The sequence below is a fragment of the Legionella birminghamensis genome (assembly GCF_900452515.1).
GTDB classification, from domain to species: Bacteria; Pseudomonadota; Gammaproteobacteria; order Legionellales; family Legionellaceae; genus Legionella_C; species Legionella_C birminghamensis.
Map to the genome: position 1 here is coordinate 3,424,880 of NZ_UGNW01000001.1, position 20,008 is coordinate 3,444,887.

Below are 20,008 nucleotides of genomic sequence, written 5' to 3' on the forward strand. Positions count from 1 at the left end.
TTCCGATGGTTTGACTGTTGTTTGGAGAATAATGTATGTCACAAAATCATGTTATTGAATTACCCAATACACCGAGGCTGCGCCCAGTTTTTTGCGACTATGCTGGCGGTCGCTTTCGATTAACTGCTGAGGGATTAACCTTTATTGGTATTGATAAGGACGGCAATCCACTACCACCTCGGTGGATATGCGCGCCATTGTATGTCGTTGCGAAAACACGCGATGCCCAAAGTGGCGAATGGGGTCGTCTTTTGGATGGAAGGATGATGACGGAATCACTCACCAATGGGCAATGCCCCTGGCTTTGTTACAAGGCGATGCGTCTGATGTGAGGCGAGAATTGGCAAGATTAGGATTGAGTATTTCACCTAATAGAACTGCTCGCGATTTATTAGCCTCCTATTTACAAGTCTTTCCAGTAGACGCACGTGCACGATGTGTTGATAAACTTGGTTGGCATGGCGATGTCTTTGTAACAGCATCCCAATGCATCGGGCAATCAACTGAGAAGATTGTTTTCCAGAAACCAATGCCATTGAGCCAGCTGTGTCTATCAATGGTAGCGTTGAAGAATGGCGCGACTCAATAGGTCGGTTGGCATCAGGCAACTCAAGATTGGTGTTTGCCATATCTGTAGCATTAGCCCCTGTACTGGCAAAAATTGTTGGCGAAGACTCAGGCGGTTTTCATTTCAGAGGTGCGTCTTCATCAGGCAAAAGCACTGCATTGAGTCTGGCTGCCTCTGTTTGGGGAAACCCACAATCCTATTGCCGTTTATGGCGCAGCACCACCAATGGCCTTGAAGGCTTAGCATCATTACACAATGATGGATTATTGATTCTTGATGAACTCAGTCAAATGGATCCCAGCGAAGCAGGAGAAGCAGCTTATTTGCTAGCTAATGGTCAGGGAAAAACACGTGCTTCTCGTACAGGTACAGTCAGGCAATCATCCCGATGGTCTTTATTTTTCTTATCTGCTGGTGAAGAGTCTTTGACAGCACTCATGGCAAAATCAGGGCAACGCATTAACGCTGGTCAGGAAATCAGGCTTGCTGATATTGAAGCGGATGCAGGTTACGGTATGGGGATCTTTGAAACAATTCATGATCAACTAAGCCCTGCCAGCATGGCATTATCGCTAAAGAAATACAGCAGCCGATATCATGGCGCAATCGGTATGGCGTGGCTGAATCAAGTAGTTTCCAATCGACAAACAATCAGCCGATATATCACCGATACCATTCAAACCTTTGTTGATGTAGTCATTCAGCCTGATGCAACAGGTCAGATAATCCGTGTTGCCAGACGCTTTGCATTAGTTGCTGCTGCCGGAGAACTGGCCAGTCAATTTGGTCTGACAGGATGGCAAAAAGGCGAATCTATTCATGCTGCGAAGACTTGCTTCATTGCATGGCAAGAAGCTTTTGGGGTTGATGGTCACCGCGAAGATCGCGCCATTATGGCGCAAGTACGTGCCTTCTTCGAATCTCATGGTGCCAGCCGCTTTGATAATGCCAACTCACCTAACAACGACAAGATTCTCAACCGAGCAGGATTTTATCAAACAGATGATGAAGGGTTTCGAATCTACATGGTGTTAACCGAGGCGTACAAGAATGAGCTGTGCAAAGGCTTTGATCAACGCACCGTGACAAGGGTTTTATTGCAAGCCGGCTGGCTGAAACCCGCTCCGGATGGTAAAGCCTCACATAAGCCAAGGATCAAAGGAGTTGGCACCCCAAGATTGTATGTATTTACCGGTAAAATTTGGGGAGGTGAATAAAATTGCCTATACCACCGGTTTTTATGTTGAGCACCGAAGGTGCGAATAAGGCTTGTGAAGTTTGGTAACCAGCCTGCTGGTTAGCTAACTTCACCTATCTTGCCCTGCATTTTGAAATTTATTTTGGAACCGTCTTTTGGTAATTATGCGTTATATAACGATTAGTAACGAAGATAATCAAGAATAAACAGAAATAAATAATAAATTACCGAAAGTTACCAAAAAGGGCTTGCCAGTGACTGAAAAAGTCATAAATAAATAGAAATAAACGATAAAACTCAAAGGATTGATTAGCCATTTTACAGAGAGTAGATCATGAAAAAATCCTTAACAGAAAACTTAACGACTTCTAAACAAGGTCAACAAAAAACGAACTCCAGGAAAAATAAAGTGGAGTTTCTTGCGTTACGCGAAGATATTTCCGAAGCCTTGGAAAAAGGATGGTCGATTACCATCATATGGGAAACTCTTAGGGATGAGGGAAGCTTCACTGCAACTTACAATACGTTCCGGTTGTACGTATTGAAATACCTTAATGGTCAAAAGCCAGGGTATTCGCAAAATAAATCTGTTGAAGTTCGAGCTAAGAAGTCAGTTGGGAGTTCCAGTAAGACAAAGGATACCTCTACCCCCTCATTTAAATATAATCCTATTCCAAATATAAAAGATTTATTGTGATCGTTTAATTTTGTGCGACAAGAACAGTGCTTTTGTTAATATACCGAAACAATTATTTGTCCCTTATGCCCCACCTTCAACATATAAGGTGGGAATGCATTTAGCCCTTTATTTATGCGGGTGCCCCAGTTGTCCCGATTGTCCCGTGTATTTTTTATATGTCTGCGAATCAATTATTATTTTGTTTAGGAATGATAGTTTGATTTCCTCGTTTGCAAGCAAACGGCCTACTTGCTGATCAATTTAGAGAATATGCTATATTTGAACTATATTCGATAAATTTGTATATACAATTACCTTTTATTATTCATCAGTTAAGGGATTAATATTTTATGAGTAAGCATCATTATATCCCACAATTTTACTTGAAAAGGCGGCTAAATCCTAACGGGTATATTCATTGTTACAATTATATTTCAGATGAGTTGGTTAGTTTTCAAAAAAAATCTGTAACAGATATTGGCCAAGTGAAAAATTTATATAAAGACTTAGAAGTTAATCATTATGCCACATTGGATGGAGAAGCTGACAATGTAATAAAAATTATAGATGAGGTGTTAAGGAGAATGCTATGAGCAATGATTTTTATATCGCCAGAAAAGAATCTTTTGATCTATCAAACTTACAAAAAAGTGAAAATTTATTAATTGTTTCTTTTAACATCAAAGTATTAGATAAATTTAGCAGTAACCCAGATTATTCTATTAATCTTAATAACGATGTAGGCGTTTTGAGTTCACAAACAGAAGGATGGAGCTTACAAATTGATGTTAATTATGATTGTGGTTATTTGTCTACTTGGTTATATAAATTAAGCAATCTTCCTGATATTCAAAAAAAACATTTTGAAACTCACAATATTTATGCCCGTGAATTGAGTCCTACAGCATATAGAAGATGGGTGGAGGGCAAACCCTAACATGGGTAGATCGAATACTATCGACGTTGTTTGGGTGCATGACAAATTTATGATGAATACTCAGGAAATATTAAGTTATGTGGCTATTAGCTTGATTATGGCCTTTACTTATTAAGGATGATGCGAGACAAAATGTTGAATCAATAAAACTAGCACTAGATGACAGAGATAAAATACACCTAGCAATCGGAGATACTGTCTTTAAAAGCAAGCCAAATTTTCATTAAAAGACAGTATGCATCAAAACAATTTAATTTGAATAATCGCTGGATTTAACTATATGAATAAGGAAATAGAAAATGGCATCATTTTTTTAATAGAAAACTTTTTTAGAAAGAATTCATTGTATTTAGTTGGGTCAGGAATATCTATTAAATATGCTAAAACCATCTCTGCTACAAAGTCCGCTATAAAAACAAGTATTTTTAATAGTGGCTCGTTCCCAGTAGAAATAAATAAAAATCCTAGCGATTTGCAAAAAAGTCTAATAGAACAACCATCTTTTGCTGAAATCCAAGAAACGATACCATGGCTTTATTTTAATTGCACTCCAAATGCCAGATTTGAAAACGAGTACTTAAAACACATACTCCCGACAATTCCTGAAAAATGTCCAGAATATGAAATTTTTAATTTTTGCCAATCTGGTGATATTTTTGATTTTAATCATGATGGATTAAGTTGTCGGTTTATAAAAAATAAAAATATTTTAATCCAACATCCTCATGGAAAGTTTCCTTGCCATGCTGCAGATTTTCTAAATTCTTTAGATGATTTAAGCCTAGATTATGACTTAAAATTATTTGAGCATTGGGAAATACATCCCCCCTTAAAAGAAAAGGAAAGTATATTATTTAGCCACCCATATAATTATTTAAGAAATAATTTCAACCAATATGACAATATTTTTATTATGGGCTATTCATTTTGTGATGATGGAAATGATATGAATGACATGTTCTATTTTCACTTAATTTCGGAATTAGCCTCACGGTATCAGAAAAGATTGTATATTATTAATCCTAGTTACGAACAGTTAGCAGAGAGACTAACCTCAGAAATTGAAGAAATATATTGTTGCCCTATTAAATGGAATATATTTGCAAATGTTTTTCTAAATGAAATTGGATGTTACCCTTTTATTAATTTTATAAAATCTATAGGGATTGCAAATCGTTTGCTAAGGGATGAAGAAGAAACACCCTTAAGTTTAGAATTAGCCAAATTAAAATTGTTGAATCCATCTCTCTGGAAGTTATATTACAAGCAAGCCTGGAAGCAACATAAAGAAAAAAGGGATTCCTTTTCTATTATTAATCTTATTAAAAATTACTATTCTTTAGATGAGCAAGAATAATTTTAGCCATGCTTCAAACTTCGACACATATTCGACACGTAAAATTTAAGGTGTGATTGATTTTCGCCAAAACCTAGACTGGAATTGGCTCCCCGGACAGGACTCGAACCTGTGACCTAATGATTAACAGTCATCCGCTCTACCGACTGAGCTACCAGGGAATAAGGCGGAATCATAAAGAGATCCCGCTTAAGAGTCAAGGGTTTTTATTCGCTTTTTTATTTTTTACAAAAACGGCTTAGGCGATCAAGAGCGCTGCTTAGATTATCCATGCTGGTGGCAAAGGATAAGCGTATGCAGCCTTCGGTGCCAAATGCAGAACCGGGGACTAGCGCCAGGCCTTCTTCCAAAAGCAAATGCTCGGCAAACTCCACGTCATTGGCATAGCCTCTTTTCTCAATTATCGCCTGGACATTGGGGAAACTGTAGAAAGTCCCATCCGCCGGGATGACCTCAATCCCCTGCATGGTCTGCATGCGATCGACCAGATAATCATGGCGCTGATGAAACGCTTTAACCATACGGTGAACCGTTTCATCGCCGCCCGTTAATGCAGCAACGGCCGCTTTTTGCGCGATGGAACAAGGGTTTGATGTGGATTGCGATTGCACAGTTTTCATGGCATTAATTAATGCAGACGGGCCTGCAGCATAGCCAATGCGCCAACCAGTCATTGAATAGGCTTTGGAAACGCCGTTTAATACAATCGTCCGCTCGTATAATTCAGGGCAGGCATTGAGTATATTGCAAAAGGGCTGTGACCAAATTATATGTTCATACATGTCATCTGTTGCAATCAAAACCTGGGGATGTCTTTTCAGCACTTCAGCCAGGGCTTTTAATTCATCCAGGCTATAGGCCACTCCGGAAGGGTTGGAGGGACTGTTTAAAATAAACAAGCGGGTTTTAGGGGTGATCGCCTGTTCTAGCTGGGAAGAAGTAATTTTGTAGCGCATTGCCGGGGTCGTTGGAATAATTACCGGAACGGCATCCGCCAGTAATACCATATCCGGATAGGATACCCAGTACGGTGCCGGAATTAATACTTCATCGCCTTCATTAAGCAGCGCCTGGCAAAGGTTATAACAGCTTTGCTTTCCACCGACGGAGACAAGGATCTGATTTAACTGGTAGGCAAGCCCATTGTCCCGATTAAACTTCTCCCGAATGGCCTCTTTTAATTCGCTGATACCATCCACTGGCGTGTACTTGGTAAAACCCGCATTAATAGCCGCAATGGCAGCATCCTTGATATGCTGGGGGGTATCAAAATCAGGCTCGCCGGTGCCAAGATTAATAATATCCATGCCCTGGGCCTGCATTTGCGACGCTTTGGCAGCTACTGCAAGCGTTGGCGAAGGCTTTACCTGCTTTACTCGATTAGCCAGTGTAATTTGCATCAATCACTCCTATTTAAAAATTACCGCAAATTGGGATAACTTATCCGCGACGTGTTCACGGAATCCATAGACTCTGCGAACAAGCCGCAGAGCGTAGGCAGACTGTTCGTCTCTTCTCTACGTATATCCGTCAAACGGCAGTGACGGTTTAGTCAAGTTGTAAAAAACTTGCATCTTTTTCCACAAAATGTATAGTTCTTATTATGAAAAATATATTTAAAATTTACTCAAATTTTCAGCCCGCAGGGGATCAACCCACGGCCATTTCCTCATTAATTGATGGCATTGAATCCGGGTTGGCCAGACAGATTCTTCTTGGAGTTACCGGTTCAGGTAAAACCTTCACGATCGCCCATGTTATTGAAGCAATGAAACGCCCTACCTTAATTATGGCACCTAACAAAACATTGGCCGCACAGCTCTATGGGGAATTCAAAGCTTTTTTTCCTGATAATGCTGTTGAATATTTTGTATCCTATTATGATTATTATCAGCCGGAAGCCTATGTCCCTGCCTCTGATACTTTCATTGAAAAAGACGCATCGATTAACGAACATATCGAACAAATGCGCCTCTCTGCGACCAAGGCTTTAATCGAGCGTAAAGATGCGATTATTGTTGCCACGGTTTCTGCCATTTATGGATTGGGCGATCCGGATTCCTATCTGCGTATGGTATTACATCTTTCACGCGGAGAACAATGCGACCAGCGTAAAATTTTGCGCCGTCTGGCAGAAATGCAATACACCCGCAATAATCAGTCACTGGATAGGGGGCAATTCCGGGTTACTGGCGATGTAATTGATGTTTTTCCGGCCGACTCGGAGAAGGAAGCCGTCCGTATCGAATTATTCGATGATGAAGTAGAACGCATTATGCGATTTGACCCGCTAACAGGCGACATTATCCAGCATCTCCCGCGCGTTACCATTTTTCCAAAAACACACTATGTAACGCCGCGGGAAAGGCTTCTTGAAACCATCGAACAAGCCAAGGAAGAATTAAGGATAAGGGTGGATGAGTTCACCCGGGAGGGCAAACTGCTGGAAGCGCAGCGTTTGCAGCAACGCACCTGTTTTGATATCGAAATGATGTTAGAGCTGGGCTATTGCTCGGGCATTGAAAACTATTCCCGTTATTTATCCGGGCGAAACGAGGGTGAGCCGCCGCCTACCTTGTTTGATTATTTACCGCCAGAAGCCTTGCTGATAATTGATGAATCCCATGTCACCGTACCGCAAATCGGCGGCATGTATCGCGGCGACCGCGCCCGTAAAGAAACATTAGTTAATTACGGTTTCAGGCTGCCTTCCGCACTGGATAACCGCCCGCTTCGTTTTGAAGAATTCGATAGCCGCTCACCGCAGACTATTTATGTGTCGGCCACTCCTGGCCCTTTTGAAAAGGAACAGGCCGATAATATCGCGGAGCAGGTCGTTCGTCCAACCGGCCTTGTCGATCCGCAGGTCATTGTAAGGCCTGTGAGGAATCAGGTCGATGACCTGCTCTCTGAAATCCGCCAGGTTCAGGCTCAAGGCGAGCGGATCCTTGTCACCACCTTAACCAAGCGGATGGCAGAGGATTTAACCGACTACCTCCAGGATCAAGGTGTTCGCGTCCGCTATTTGCATGCAGATATCGATACCGTTGAGCGGGTCGAGATCATCCGTGATTTAAGGCTGGGCGAATTCGATGTGCTGGTGGGAATCAATCTATTGCGTGAAGGCTTGGATATGCCCGAAGTCGCCCTGGTTGCCATTCTTGATGCGGATAAGGAAGGCTTCCTCCGTTCCGACCGTTCGCTGATTCAAACGATAGGCCGAGCCGCCAGAAATCTGAACGGCCGGGCCATTTTATATGCCGATCGCATGACGGGCTCCATGCAGCGGGCGCTTGATGAAACGGAGCGTCGGCGTAACAAACAATTAGCTTACAATGAAGCGCATGGTATAACGCCCAAAGGCATTAAAAAATCAATTGAAGATATCATGGAAGGTGCTTACAGTAATAAACGGAAAAATCAGATTGCTGAGCGCCAGCCAAAATACGAGCTTCTGCCGCCGGAACAGCTTGCCAAACGAATTAAGCAACTTGAAAAACAAATGCATACTCACGCCCAGAATATGGAATTTGAAATAGCCGCAAAAGTGCGTGATGAACTTCTGGCCCTTAAAGATCAATTAAAAGCATAAGTGACGAAGTAAGGAGGTATAACAATGACGATCAGCCTGGGTGACTTGAAAAAAATTCTTGATGAATTTTCAAAACAATGCTCAGAATTTGAAGCAGATAGTGAATCTGAGCGTCTTTCTGCGTCCCTTGCTTCCTTAACTCGACATATCGATACTGAAAAAGAAAAGCCAGTGGAAGCTTCCCTAAAAAATGAAGTTATCCTGAGGATTGATCAGTTTTGGCATTGGGCAACCAATAATATTGTTGACGAAAAGTGGCGCGAGAATACACAGGTTGGCAGCTGGATTGAGCTTCAAAATACACTGGAGAGAAATGGCTTTTCCGATGTATATACCCGGCATTATCCATTTGTTTTTGAACGCTATAGCGAGGAATTTAATAAGGCAGGAAATATATCCGCGGGCTGACTGATCCCCACAAAATTACCATTTTCTAGCCAACTCCTGTTCAATAAGATTTGGTAAGTTTTCATGGTCAATAACGAGCTCATGTATCTTGTCAAATTCAACCATCAATTGTCCTAAATAGAAGTAAGAGAATACCTTTTTATCCCTGACGGTATTAGCCTGAAAAACCCTTTGATAATTTTGGCTATGGGCAATCACGCCTATTATCCAAAACATCAGCTGAACAATAGCAGCCAATAACATTTTGACCCCCCAGCGATAAATGCTTTTAGTGCTTGCATAGCGAGCTGACAAACCAAATTGATGGCTTTTAACGTCACGAAATGATTGTTCTATTTGCATTCTTTTAGAATAATAGTTCACTACTTTGGTGGCGTTAAAAGTCTCTTTAGGTAAATTCGTTGCCAATATCCATGGCTCTCGTGCCAAACGTCGGTAATGATTAGAGCCGGCTTTATCATTCCTTGGAACTCGACTCAGACTTCTTTTTTCCCCAGGACTACGTTGTGTGGTAATAACGCGACATGCACGATTATGGTCTTTCATGATAAAGGCTTGATTGTAACTTTTCGTTTTCTCCGATATTTGGGGGACGAAGTCTTTTACTGTAGTCCATTCTTCATCAGCGCCAAGTTTTAGCATTTTTCCTTGTCTAATCCGAGTTAACCAGAACCAGCCCAATGACTCTATTGCTTTAAGCCAGTCTTCACCAAATCCTGCGTCCATAATAAAAATGACGGTTTTGTTCTTTGGAATACAGGGCATTAATCCCTGTAAAAAAGAGTGCGCTCGTCCAGATAATCCCCCGGAGCGAAACACTTCTCGATACAGGGGAATGCTTCTGCCTTTAAGCGCAATTTCTGCACTTAACATTTGAATATCATGATCATCTTTTAAATAACAAAGATCGATTAACACAGGAACATCTTCTTGAAAAGCAAGGTATTGAAATAGAAAGCTGGAAAGACCTGTATAAATTGCGCCGATTTCTTCATAAAGGTGCTTGTTCCCCTCAAGGCGATCCACTTTTTTAATTTTATGCTTTAATGAAACGTCGCCAGATAATCCTTTTCCTATCGCTGTTAGAGATAGGTTTTGCTTCTTCTGAAGAGAGCAAGCCACATCCATGACCGCCTGTAAACGTTTACCATGGATAAAAGGGCACTCTTCCATCAAATGAGTATGTAAAATATCAATAGCTTCCATCATTCATCCCAATCTGTTTTATTGGGAGGAATTAGATCATTACTCGAATTTAACTGCAATTATTTTTATCAAATTTGTGGGGATATATCAGTCCGCGGGCAGTATGCTCAGTCTTATTACAGCCACAGCAAGAGTTTTGGGAGAAGCCACAACCGATAAATTCACAATCGATAAAATAGAGCGCTACCCCTTCTTAAGAATTCTGCAAATGCAGGATCAGGTCGAATACAAAAAGATTCTAACACAGCAGCATAGTTTAAAGGGTTCTTTAACTTTAATGGCAAGCTTATTTTACATCCTCCACTTCCACCTTGAGGATGCTCAAATCGGATTACTTCCTGCACTGATCAGATGCCGGCCCAAAACTACGAAAGAGGAATGTGATTCTGAAATAGCCCTCTTCTCCGGCTTATACGGCTCCAGTGCGCTATATATTATTCAGATGACTTGCCTGAAAAACTATATTGATTACGCTCACGTCCTTAATCATCCAGCGACACAATCGCTAAAAGCATATCTTCCCGACTCTCGTATGGCTTTGCTGGAAGCATTGATTGGCTCTTCTAAAAAACCCGCTGAATTACAATTGACTAAAGCGTTTTTGCATGATCTGAAACTTTGGACAGGCGGCGGACGTTTCGAAAAAATAATACATTTTATCAAATATACTCTAGCCGAAATGGACACTCTCAAGCCGGAAAACCGCGAGAAAATCATCGAACAGTTACGTACTGGCAGCCTGCAACACTATTATGAAACACATCCACATAAATTGTCGGCTCCTTCCAGCTCAACTGGTACCGATGCATCTCCGCAGCAAGCTGCCGCTCAATTTCAGCCCATTAAAGCGCTTATTAAATTTTTTAGCCGCCCAGAACCCGTCCCGCAACGCGACAAGATTGCTGAAATAAATGCTTTATTCGATAATGCCTTATCCCGCTCTGAGAAAAAAGCACCCCATACCGAGCCTCAGAGTCCAATAAGCAGCGTTCATCGCCCTTATTAATGCCTCAGTAATTAGTGCCATTTCATTGACAAAATTGAATGGCATTAATACACTGAATTTTTATCCAAAATTTCAACACCTATGGCCGTTGATTTTTTCAACCCTTTCTCAGGGATCAGAGAAGCAAAGCACACACCTCATGCCCGGGCTTTGCGAACCTCACTTCGGCAAAAAGTAAAAGATACTTATTTTATTTTTGCTGGCAATGAGAATCACGTGGGCATTTATGATTATGTGAGTTTATTTATACCCCGGCTTTTTGAAAATGTATTACCCTGGCGAGGGGCTGTATTCTTTTATGCCCTGCGTGCCATAGTCAGTGGAGCAGCCACAGCCCTATTCTTTCCCATTGTTTTGATTGTACATAGCGTAGCAGCCCTTATTGCTGCAAACTATAAAAAAAGGGCTATGGAATTACGGGGCTATGAAATAGATAGCAGGCATGAAAACGGGCAAATGCACAATTTAAGTTGCGCCGAATTCCTGGCAAAAAACCAGCTGGATGTTGAAGACATTCAAGTAACCGTCGAAGCCCTGGATCCGCAGCTGAAACCCACCCTGATTCATACTTCGCATCAACTGAAATTCTGGCGGCACGCGCCAGGAAAAAAGAAAGAAGAAGGCACCGGTTTTGTTATCCCTCTGCAGCAAGCCCAGAAAGTTGGATTATTCAGCTTTTTTCAGTTGAATATAGGCGCTGTTGTCAGCAATATTGAAAAATGCAATGAAGTGAAGGAAACAGCGATTAATAATGAGTTGCTGAGCCAGTACACGGGATGATGGGCCCCGCGGTCGCTGCCGCGGGGATTCGGCGTAATGCTGCCTGATTACGGCTTAATGCTCCGAGGGATTCGAATGCTCGCGTGGTTCGTTTAAATTACGAATCCCCGCGGCAGCGACCGCGGGGCCTATCTAACCCTTAAATTGCCTCAACATTAGCAGCCTTAAACCGGCCTCGGCTTTGCCACCAACTGCTGATTAACGGCGGAGAGCACATTAACAGCAATCCTAAAACCAGAGTCAATTCATATCGGCTTGTACTGCCAACATTGATGTTATCTGGCGGCATAAAGCTGACAACCAATGTGGTCAGGGTGCCGATGATACCGATTCCGCAAACGAACAATAATCCCGCCTTTCCGCCAGGAATACGAAAAGCACGATGATGATCGGGGGCGCTGAACCTCAATTTAATCGCAGCAAGAAACATCATCAGATACATCAGCATGTACAGTTGTGCGGCCAGGGCTGTCAACAACCAGTAGGAGCCGTTCACGCTGGGCATGAATAAAAAGAGGGTAGATAACAATGTTACAATCACAGCCTGGGTAATTAACATGACAACAGGCGCATTTTGTCGATTAGTACGTTGAAACAGCTCCGGCAAATTACCGTCTTCTGCAGCCACCAGCAGCCCCTTGGTGGGGGCGATAATCCAGTTGCTCACACCGCCAAGGCCGCCCATAACCAGCATCAGGGCAACAACCGGCATCATCCACACCAGATGGTATTGGCTAAAAAACGCGTGAAAGGCCTGCATGATTCCCGCTACCAGATTGATTTCGCTGTTTGGCAACACAATTGCAATAGCCAGGGAACCCAATATGAGAGTACTTAGAATAATCAGAACGGAGTAGATCAGCGCCCGCGGAAATGCATGTTGTGGATTATTCACATCATTTGCATGCACCGTGGCGATTTCAATGCCGCAAAAAGACATCATAATGGCTGTTAATGAAACCCACATGGAGCGATCCTGCCAATGGGGGCTAATACTTTGTACATCAAATTGAATTTGTAAGGGATTTCCGCCTGCAAGCCATGCAGCACCCAAGCCGATAATCAAGCCCATCGGCAGCAAGAGCCCCGAGATAGCACAGATATTACTAAATAATGCAGAGGACTTCATGCCGCGCAGATTAACCAGAGTAGCACCCCAGAAAGAGCAGACGATCACCAGCCACAGGAAATAAGGGTTATCGGCCATGGCTGGATTAATCAAATAGCCAATGGTCCCTGCGACAAAGGACAGGATGGTGGGATACCAAATGACATTTTCAATCCATTGCAGCCAAATCGCAAGGAAGCCGGCTCTTTTGCCGAAAGCCTCTTTAACCCAGATGTAAATGCCACCCTGTTTAGCCCAACCGGAAGCCAGTTCGGCGGATACTAAAGCTGTCGGGATTAGAAAGAAAAAAGCCCCCAGAAAGAAGAACGAAATTAACTGGCTGCCAAACAACGCTGTTGCCGGCAAATTACGGATACTATCTACCGAGCCTACAGTAATCATTGTCAGACTAAAAATGCTAAGCGCATGCTTCTTACTCATTACATTCCTTCACTGCTGGTCTACACTTGCTGAAGCTATTATATTGGCTTTAGCTTAAGAAAATCTTAATTTTTGAATAAATTATGCTCAAAGCGAGCCATTTATTTCAATAACCTGCGATTAAATTATCAAAATGCTTCACTCTACGACACTCTTTCCCATTTGTAAATAATGCCTCCGTTGAATAATTTTTAATCATTCATGAAAAACTATTTTAAACATCACAAGTATTTAATGCTTATTGTTTATTCGCCTGTGGTTACAGTTATAATGAGTATTCACTTCTTTCGCCTGATTCTTATATGCAAAATACGCTTTTGACCCAGGTTTTTATTTTTCTGGCTGCGGCATCCTTAATCGTTCCCTTGGCCAGCCGATTCAAATTGGGCTCTGTTTTAGGTTACCTGTCAATTGGAATCCTCATTGGCCCCTATGGATTTCGGCTGATGGGGAATGCCGAACAGATTATGCATTTTGCCGAATTTGGCGTCATCATGATGCTGTTCCTTATCGGCCTTGAACTCGAACCGGCAATGCTCTGGCGTTTAAGAAAAGCTATCATCGGCCTGGGAAGCCTTCAGGTGCTAATGACCACACTGGCGTTCGCTCTCACTGGGTTGTTGCTAGGGTTTAACTGGCAGACCAGCCTGGCGCTAAGCATGGCATTTTCCTTGTCATCCACCGCTTTAGTCCTGCAAATGCTGGAAGAAAAGAATCTCTTGCGGACTGTTGAAGGAGAAACCTCTTTTGCCGTGTTATTATTCCAAGATATTGCAGTCATTGGGATGTTAATTGTCCTGCCTTTACTGGCTGTCAAATCCAATCTTCTGGCCTCCAGTGAGGCCCATGCAGGTCAACTTTTGAACCTGCCGGAGTGGGCCCGTGCAATTGCCGTCACCACTATCATTGGCTTACTGGTGATTTCTGGCCATTACTTTTCCCGCCACCTGTTTTCGATGATTGCCCGTACTAATTTGCGCGAATTATTTACGGCAACGTCTCTTGCGCTGGTAGTTGGCATCACTTTGCTGATGCAGACTATTGGTGCGTCCCCCGCCCTGGGCGCTTTCGTCGCCGGGGTGGTGTTGGCAAATTCGGAATACAAACGAACACTTGAAACCGATATTGAGCCGTTTAAGGGCTTGCTGCTGGGGCTTTTCTTTATTTCAGTCGGGATGGGAATGAATTTCAGTTTGTTTTCATCCCATTCCTCATCCATTCTGTCATCAGTATTGATGATAGTGGCCATTAAAGCCATCATTTTAGTTGCCCTGGGTTATTCCTTTGGCCTAACCAGGCTGCAGACTGTTGGTTTTGCCTTGTCGCTCTCCCAAGTGGGAGAGTTTGCCTTCGTGCTTTTAAAATTTGCCGCATCCATCAAGATAATTTCAGGCCAGGTGAGTGAGTTAAGCATATTGGTGGTGGCACTTTCAATGTCAATAACCCCTTTCCTGATGTTATTTTATTATCATTGCCTGGTTCCTCGCTTTATGAGCCGAATACCAACCCCGGAGTTTGATGCAATCAAGGAAAATCATCCTGTTATCCTGGCTGGCTATGGACGCTGCGGGCAGATTATTGGACGATTTCTAAGTGCACAAAAAATACATCTCACTATTCTGGAAAAAGATACGGAGCAAATTGAATTACTGCGGAAATTTGGATTTAAAGGCTATTTCGGAGATGCCTCGCGACTTGATTTGTTGAAAAATGCCGGCGCCGCGCATGCGCGATTGCTTATTATTGCCATCGCAGATCCCGAAGTGAGCCTGGAAGTTGCAGCAATGGCCAAGGAAGCATTTCCCAATCTGAAAATTTTTGCGCGAGCAAGAAATCGGCGGCATGCTTATGACCTCCATAAACTGGGTGTTGACTATTTTAAACGCGATACTTTTGATTCGGCGCTCAATATGGCACGGGATATTATGGTTCATCTTGGGCACAATCCCCGGCAAATGACCAAAAAAGCCCAGATGTTTGCTCAGTTTGATGAAACTTCTTTGAGAAAATCCTTTGAATTTTTTGATGAAGAATCCACATTGATCAGTTTTTCGCGGCAGGCCAATTGGGAACTCGAAAGGGTTCTACAGGCAGATTTGGAAACGGCACAGCAGGCTTCAGTGAAAGCTGAAAGCATGCCATCAGCACCGGCTTAAATCAGCCCGCTGTTTGCCGCTGTGTGATATTTTGATTCGATTTTCAATAATCGATATACTTCTTGCCTCTTTCATTGCGAAGATAAGCATGTTTCAATCCCTTTTATTTATTGTATTAATGAGCGTTAGCCTCCTCATCCAGGCAGCGCTGCCTGCTGACCCCATTCAGCGCTGTCTGGATGTAAGAAGACTTGCTGATTTCACCTCAAGACAAAAAATGGCTGCTAAAGAACCAGGTGTCCTGCGTTTTAAATTCCATAAAATCCAGGCAGCTGAATTGCCGCTCGTGAATCCTGCAGGCAATATGGATGAGATTATCAGCGCCTTAGCCATTCAGATTAGAAACTGCAAAAAAAGCCGCGGTGAATTTCAATCAGTGACGATTGCAGGTCATCGCTATACGCGTAAACAATGGTGCCTGAATTCCAACAGAAAAATGCTCGCGATTGCCAAAGCGGCTCGCGGCGATTTCCAAAAATTTCTGTCAGGAATCAAATCAGAATTTGACTGGTATAAAAGCGAGGGTTGGCCCGAAAATCACGCAGGATTTCAAAAGGGCGAGTTTCAGTTTACTGCTTATTATGCGCCTGCCGCTGTTGAGGCGCGCAGGAAACGGGAAAAAGCCTTTGTATACCCTATTTATAGCAACCCAGGTGTTGTGAATGCGGCTTTGGAATGCAGAAGATACCATTTGAAAATGCCTCTTTGCGGTGTTGATCCGCTTACCGGCATGGCACGTGGATTTTGTCTGAAAAATGCGGACGGAACTTACTCTGTCGCCCCGGATCGAAGCGAAATTGAACATGGCGCACTACACCCCAAATACGTAATCGGCTATGTGAAGGATCCCAATGACCCGGCTTTTTTAATGGTTGAGGGCTCTGGCTCCCTACTTCTTGACGGGCAGTTATTCCATATCAATTACAATGGTTCAAACGGCAGGCCTCGCACCATGCTTGGCCGGATTGTCCAGTGCTCGCAAGATCCGACCTGCGGCGGCAATCTTGACAGCATTGAACGTTGCGCAAAAGATCCCAAATGCCACGATGAAGCGAAATTACGCTGTAACCTGTCTGCCGAAATTAAACAAAGCGCCGCGTCAGAAAAGCTTATCCGAAAATACCTGGATAATCTTTTTGACCCTGAAAAGGCCGCCGATTTACGAAACAGGGATCAAAGCTATGTATTTTTTGCCAAAGAACATGGCGGACCCTATGGCTCGGAAAATATCCCCCTGACGGCCCATGCGTCCTGCGCAACGGATCATAGGGTCATCCCCGTGGGAATGAGCTTTTTGTACACTACTGGAAACACCACTTCATGGTGCATAGCCCAGGATACAGGCGGCGCTATTGTTGGAGCCCATGTTGATCTGTATAAAGGAGAAGGGGATCAGGCTGGTGTAGAGGCGAATGAAGTAAACCATACCGGTGCATTGTTTGTAGCCTTGCCGAAACGCTCCTGAGCTACAGGAACTGCCGGTCTGCAGAGCATCAGAACCTGCCTTACGGCCTACTTACTGCGGCTTGTGTCCGCAGTATCCAACAATCGTTTAATTGCTTTGATTGGCCAGACAGTATAATTTAGATACCGCGAACAAGTCGCGGTACGTAGCGGGATAGGGCCTAGATTGCCAGACCGAAGGATTTAATAAGCTTATTGAGCTTGTTCGTTGTAGCGTTTCACGCTGGAAAGGACTTCCTGCTTGGCTGGCTCAATGCCGGCCCAGCCATCGACTTTAACCCATTTACCTTCTTCAAGATCTTTATAATGCTCGAAGAAATGTTCGATTGACAATAATAAAGGTTTGGGTAGATCCTGGTAAGTTTCAACGCCCTCATACATTTTAGTTAATTTGTGAGTAGGTACCGCGACCAATTTGACATCAACCCCTTTTTCATCGGTCATCTTCAGCATACCCAGAATGCGGCAGGCAATAACGGAACCACTGATTAAAGGAACTGGTGTAACCACCAGCACATCGACCGGATCGCCATCTTCTGAAAGGGTATTGGGAACATAGCCATAGTTGGCCGGATAATACATCGCTGTTGCCATAAACCGGTCAACACATAAAGCACCGGATTCTTTATCCACTTCATATTTGACCGGTTCAGCGTGCATAGGAATTTCAATCACGACATTAATTTCATTGGGTATGTCACGACCACTATTAATTCGCATTAAGCCCATTTTATTCATCCAAAAAATTTTTTCGCAGGTATTATGCGCAAAAGCCGTTTAAAAGGCAAAATTAGTCGCTTATTAACAGGAAACTTTGAAGTGCCTGTCATCTCAGAGTATACTACTTCATTCAGCCAAATTTCAGGAAGACTATGGATTGCTTGTTCTGTAAGATTGCAAAAGGTGAACTCCCTGCGACAATCGTGTTTGATGGGCCTGAGATCATGGCCTTCCGCGATATTCGTCCTCAGGCACCGACTCATATTCTGGTCATTCCGAAGCAGCATATTGCTACTATCAATGACACTGACAGCAAAGATGAGCAGCTTCTCGGACGAATGATCCTGACAGCCAAAAATCTGGCTAAGGCAGAGCACTTAAGTGAAGAAGGATACCGGCTTGTTTTTAATGTGAATTCAGGTGGAGGGCAGGAAGTTTACCACATTCACTTACATCTTCTTGGCGGCCGTCAAATGACTTGGCCTCCAGGTTAGGACAATGTCAATGCATGAATTATATAAAAAAATACTAGAGGAAATTGGAGAAGATCCTAATCGAGAGGGCCTTAAGGACACTCCTAAACGCGCTGCAACCGCTTTCCAATACCTGACGAAAGGCTACAACGAGGATCTGCAGGAAATCATTAATGATGCGCTGTTCGAATCCGATATGAGTGAAATGGTGATTGTTAAAGACATTGAGTTGTACTCAATGTGCGAGCATCATCTCTTGCCGTTCCTGGGCAAATGCCATGTAGGTTATATTCCTAACGGAAAAGTACTTGGATTATCCAAGGTTGCACGCATTGTTGAATATTTTGCCCGCCGCCTGCAAATTCAGGAACGGCTGACAATGGAAATTGCCAGCTGCATTGAATCAATCACCCGCGCCAAAGGAGTAGCAGTCGTTGTTGAAGCCAAACATTTATGCATGATGATGCGCGGCGTAGAAAAACAAAACTCGCAAATGCTAACTTCAGTGATGTTGGGCGATATGCGTCATAATGTGAGCAGCCGGGCTGAGTTTCTGTCTCTAATCGGTAAATAAATCTCCCAGCAATATCATCGTCTCTCGGTCTCCCGTGAAAGCGGGAAACCCGTTGACATCCTGTTTTATATCTGCTTTATTCATCGAACCTCAACAAGACAAATTGGATTTTTTTTGCACAATTACTACATATAATTAATAATAGGTAATAGTTATGTTGGAGTAATGTATCATGGCCAAAGTTGATAAAACCTATGCAAAAGAAAACAAAAAAATAGCCGATGAGAATCTGGAAAAATTGTCAGGCGGCCTGAATATTCAGGTTATAGGATTTAAGGAACCCAAAAATACATCCAAAAATAAGGGTAAAAAAAAGAAAAGCCGTTGATTGAATACAGGGTTGACGGATTAAAAATGATTTCTTGTATACAATTTTGATATGGATCAAAGAATTAACAAGGTTGGTACTGGAGATAATATATCGTGACCAGAACACACAAAACCACCACCAAAGACAAAAAGATTACCGATGAAAATCTGAAAACTTGTCCGGTGGTACTATGCGTACACCCAAAGCCGAGATGAAAGGCTACGTGTTTGAAGGTAACCCAAACGCCTCTCCTTCGGGAAAGACTAAAAAAAAAGAAACGGCAAACTTCAATCAATAAGACCATTTTCTAGGTGTTGGAAAGCAGAAACGAATTGAATGGCGGAGGATCAGCAATCCTCCGCATTAATGCTAGAGATTGTCAGAGTGCTCAGATAAATACTCAGCAACCCCTTTTGGAGAAGCTTTCATACCTGCTTTTCCTTTTTCCCAGCCAGCAGGGCAAACTTCGCCATGCTCTTCAAAGAATTGTACCGCATCAATAATACGGATAATTTCATCGATATTACGGCCAATTGGCAGATCATTAACGATTTGTGAGCGCACCATTCCGTTTTTATCAATAATGAACGCACCGCGGAAAGCAACGCCTGCGACAGGGTGCTCCACGCCATAAGATTGGCAAATGGTATGCGTCATATCGGCAGCCATTGTGAATTCAACAGCGCCAATACCGCCTTGCTTGGTCGGCGTATTACGATAAGCATTATGCGTGTACTGGGAATCAATAGAGACTGCAATGACTTCAACGTTCCTTGCTTTAAATTCATTCATACGATGATTCAGGGCAATTAATTCTGAAGGGCATACAAAGGTAAAATCCAGGGGATAAAAGAAAATTAATCCGTAACGATCCTTTAATGCATTATGTAAATTGAATTTGTCAGTAATTTCACCATTGCCCAACACTGCAGGCACAGTAAAATCAGGGGCTTTTCTTCCAACTAAAACACTCATTCCTGCTCTCCTTTTCAGCACATCAATCAATGTGCATAAAGTTCTTGTTATTTTTC

Annotated in this window: 18 protein-coding genes, 1 tRNA gene and 1 pseudogene; 14 read left to right on the top strand and 6 right to left on the bottom strand. The window is 42.9% G+C overall.

Going from position 1 to position 20,008, the window contains the following annotated elements:
* The first annotated feature begins 35 nt into the window (after nt 1–35).
* From DYH42_RS14620 to DYH42_RS14640, 5 genes and pseudogenes are all read left to right on the top strand, one after another.
* Nucleotides 36–1,785, top strand: a pseudogene (locus tag DYH42_RS14620) (DUF927 domain-containing protein).
* A gap of 315 nt (nt 1,786–2,100) precedes the next feature.
* Nucleotides 2,101–2,463, top strand: coding sequence for a TraK family protein (locus DYH42_RS14625; protein ID WP_058522633.1), 363 nt, complete (start codon nt 2,101–2,103; stop codon nt 2,461–2,463).
* Between the two features lie 332 nt (nt 2,464–2,795).
* Nucleotides 2,796–3,038: a DUF4238 domain-containing protein gene (locus tag DYH42_RS14630; RefSeq protein WP_058522634.1), complete on the top strand. Its 243-nt coding sequence runs from the start codon at nt 2,796–2,798 to the stop codon at nt 3,036–3,038.
* On the top strand, nt 3,035–3,382 hold the full coding sequence (locus DYH42_RS14635; RefSeq protein WP_058522635.1) for a hypothetical protein: 348 nt from the start codon (nt 3,035–3,037) through the stop codon (nt 3,380–3,382). Before DYH42_RS14630 ends, DYH42_RS14635 begins: the two co-directional genes overlap by 4 nt.
* A 280-nt stretch (nt 3,383–3,662) precedes the next feature.
* On the top strand, nt 3,663–4,739 hold the full coding sequence (locus tag DYH42_RS14640; protein ID WP_058522636.1) for a hypothetical protein: 1,077 nt from the start codon (nt 3,663–3,665) through the stop codon (nt 4,737–4,739).
* Nucleotides 4,740–4,824: 85 nt separating this feature from the next.
* Here DYH42_RS14640 and DYH42_RS14645 read toward each other — a convergent pair.
* Nucleotides 4,825–4,900 (bottom strand) — tRNA-Asn (locus DYH42_RS14645).
* Nucleotides 4,901–4,957: 57 nt separating this feature from the next.
* Complete coding sequence (locus tag DYH42_RS14650) at nt 4,958–6,139, bottom strand: pyridoxal phosphate-dependent aminotransferase (RefSeq protein ID WP_058522637.1); 1,182 nt, start codon at nt 6,137–6,139, stop codon at nt 4,958–4,960.
* Between the two features lie 203 nt (nt 6,140–6,342).
* Between DYH42_RS14650 and uvrB the strand changes: the two genes are divergently transcribed.
* On the top strand, nt 6,343–8,331 hold the full coding sequence (gene uvrB, locus DYH42_RS14655) for an excinuclease ABC subunit UvrB (protein WP_058522638.1): 1,989 nt from the start codon (nt 6,343–6,345) through the stop codon (nt 8,329–8,331).
* 24 nt (nt 8,332–8,355) lie between these two features.
* Complete coding sequence (locus tag DYH42_RS14660; protein WP_058522639.1) at nt 8,356–8,739, top strand: hypothetical protein; 384 nt, start codon at nt 8,356–8,358, stop codon at nt 8,737–8,739.
* Nucleotides 8,740–8,754: 15 nt separating this feature from the next.
* Here DYH42_RS14660 and DYH42_RS14665 read toward each other — a convergent pair whose 3' ends face one another.
* On the bottom strand, nt 8,755–9,948 hold the full coding sequence (locus DYH42_RS14665; protein WP_058524076.1) for an IS4 family transposase: 1,194 nt from the start codon (nt 9,946–9,948) through the stop codon (nt 8,755–8,757).
* A gap of 100 nt (nt 9,949–10,048) precedes the next feature.
* Between DYH42_RS14665 and DYH42_RS14670 the strand changes: the two genes are divergently transcribed.
* On the top strand, nt 10,049–10,951 hold the full coding sequence (locus tag DYH42_RS14670) for a hypothetical protein (protein WP_058524437.1): 903 nt from the start codon (nt 10,049–10,051) through the stop codon (nt 10,949–10,951).
* Nucleotides 10,952–11,032: 81 nt separating this feature from the next.
* Nucleotides 11,033–11,731 carry a hypothetical protein gene (locus DYH42_RS14675; protein ID WP_058524436.1) on the top strand — a complete coding sequence of 233 codons (699 nt, stop codon included), beginning with the start codon at nt 11,033–11,035 and terminating at the stop codon, nt 11,729–11,731.
* 139 nt (nt 11,732–11,870) lie between these two features.
* Here DYH42_RS14675 and DYH42_RS14680 read toward each other — a convergent pair whose 3' ends face one another.
* A complete protein-coding gene (locus tag DYH42_RS14680; protein WP_058524435.1) occupies nt 11,871–13,280 on the bottom strand; it encodes an APC family permease in 1,410 nt (469 codons plus the stop codon).
* Between the two features lie 302 nt (nt 13,281–13,582).
* Between DYH42_RS14680 and DYH42_RS14685 the strand changes: the two genes are divergently transcribed.
* Both DYH42_RS14685 and DYH42_RS14690 read left to right on the top strand, forming a co-directional pair.
* Nucleotides 13,583–15,436, top strand: a complete 1,854-nt coding sequence (locus DYH42_RS14685; protein ID WP_058524434.1) for a monovalent cation:proton antiporter-2 (CPA2) family protein — start codon at nt 13,583–13,585, stop codon at nt 15,434–15,436.
* Between the two features lie 88 nt (nt 15,437–15,524).
* On the top strand, nt 15,525–16,901 hold the full coding sequence (locus DYH42_RS14690) for an MltA domain-containing protein (RefSeq protein WP_058524433.1): 1,377 nt from the start codon (nt 15,525–15,527) through the stop codon (nt 16,899–16,901).
* A gap of 191 nt (nt 16,902–17,092) precedes the next feature.
* Here the strand turns inward: DYH42_RS14690 and ppa are convergent, their stop codons facing one another.
* Entirely contained in the window at nt 17,093–17,629 is a 537-nt protein-coding gene (ppa, locus tag DYH42_RS14695) for an inorganic diphosphatase (RefSeq protein WP_058524432.1), read from the bottom strand.
* 143 nt (nt 17,630–17,772) lie between these two features.
* On the opposite strand from ppa, the gene DYH42_RS14700 reads away from it, so the two are divergent.
* From DYH42_RS14700 to DYH42_RS16660, 3 genes are all read left to right on the top strand, one after another.
* Nucleotides 17,773–18,114, top strand: coding sequence for a histidine triad nucleotide-binding protein (locus DYH42_RS14700; RefSeq protein WP_058524431.1), 342 nt, complete (start codon nt 17,773–17,775; stop codon nt 18,112–18,114).
* Nucleotides 18,115–18,124: 10 nt separating this feature from the next.
* On the top strand, nt 18,125–18,667 hold the full coding sequence (gene folE, locus DYH42_RS14705) for a GTP cyclohydrolase I FolE (RefSeq protein ID WP_083503178.1): 543 nt from the start codon (nt 18,125–18,127) through the stop codon (nt 18,665–18,667).
* A gap of 172 nt (nt 18,668–18,839) precedes the next feature.
* Nucleotides 18,840–18,995 (top strand): hypothetical protein, encoded by a 156-nt coding sequence (locus DYH42_RS16660; RefSeq protein ID WP_157062407.1) that lies wholly within the window; start codon nt 18,840–18,842, stop codon nt 18,993–18,995.
* A gap of 351 nt (nt 18,996–19,346) precedes the next feature.
* Here DYH42_RS16660 and DYH42_RS14710 read toward each other — a convergent pair whose 3' ends face one another.
* A complete protein-coding gene (locus tag DYH42_RS14710; protein ID WP_058524429.1) occupies nt 19,347–19,952 on the bottom strand; it encodes a peroxiredoxin in 606 nt (201 codons plus the stop codon).
* Nucleotides 19,953–20,008 lie beyond the last annotated feature (56 nt).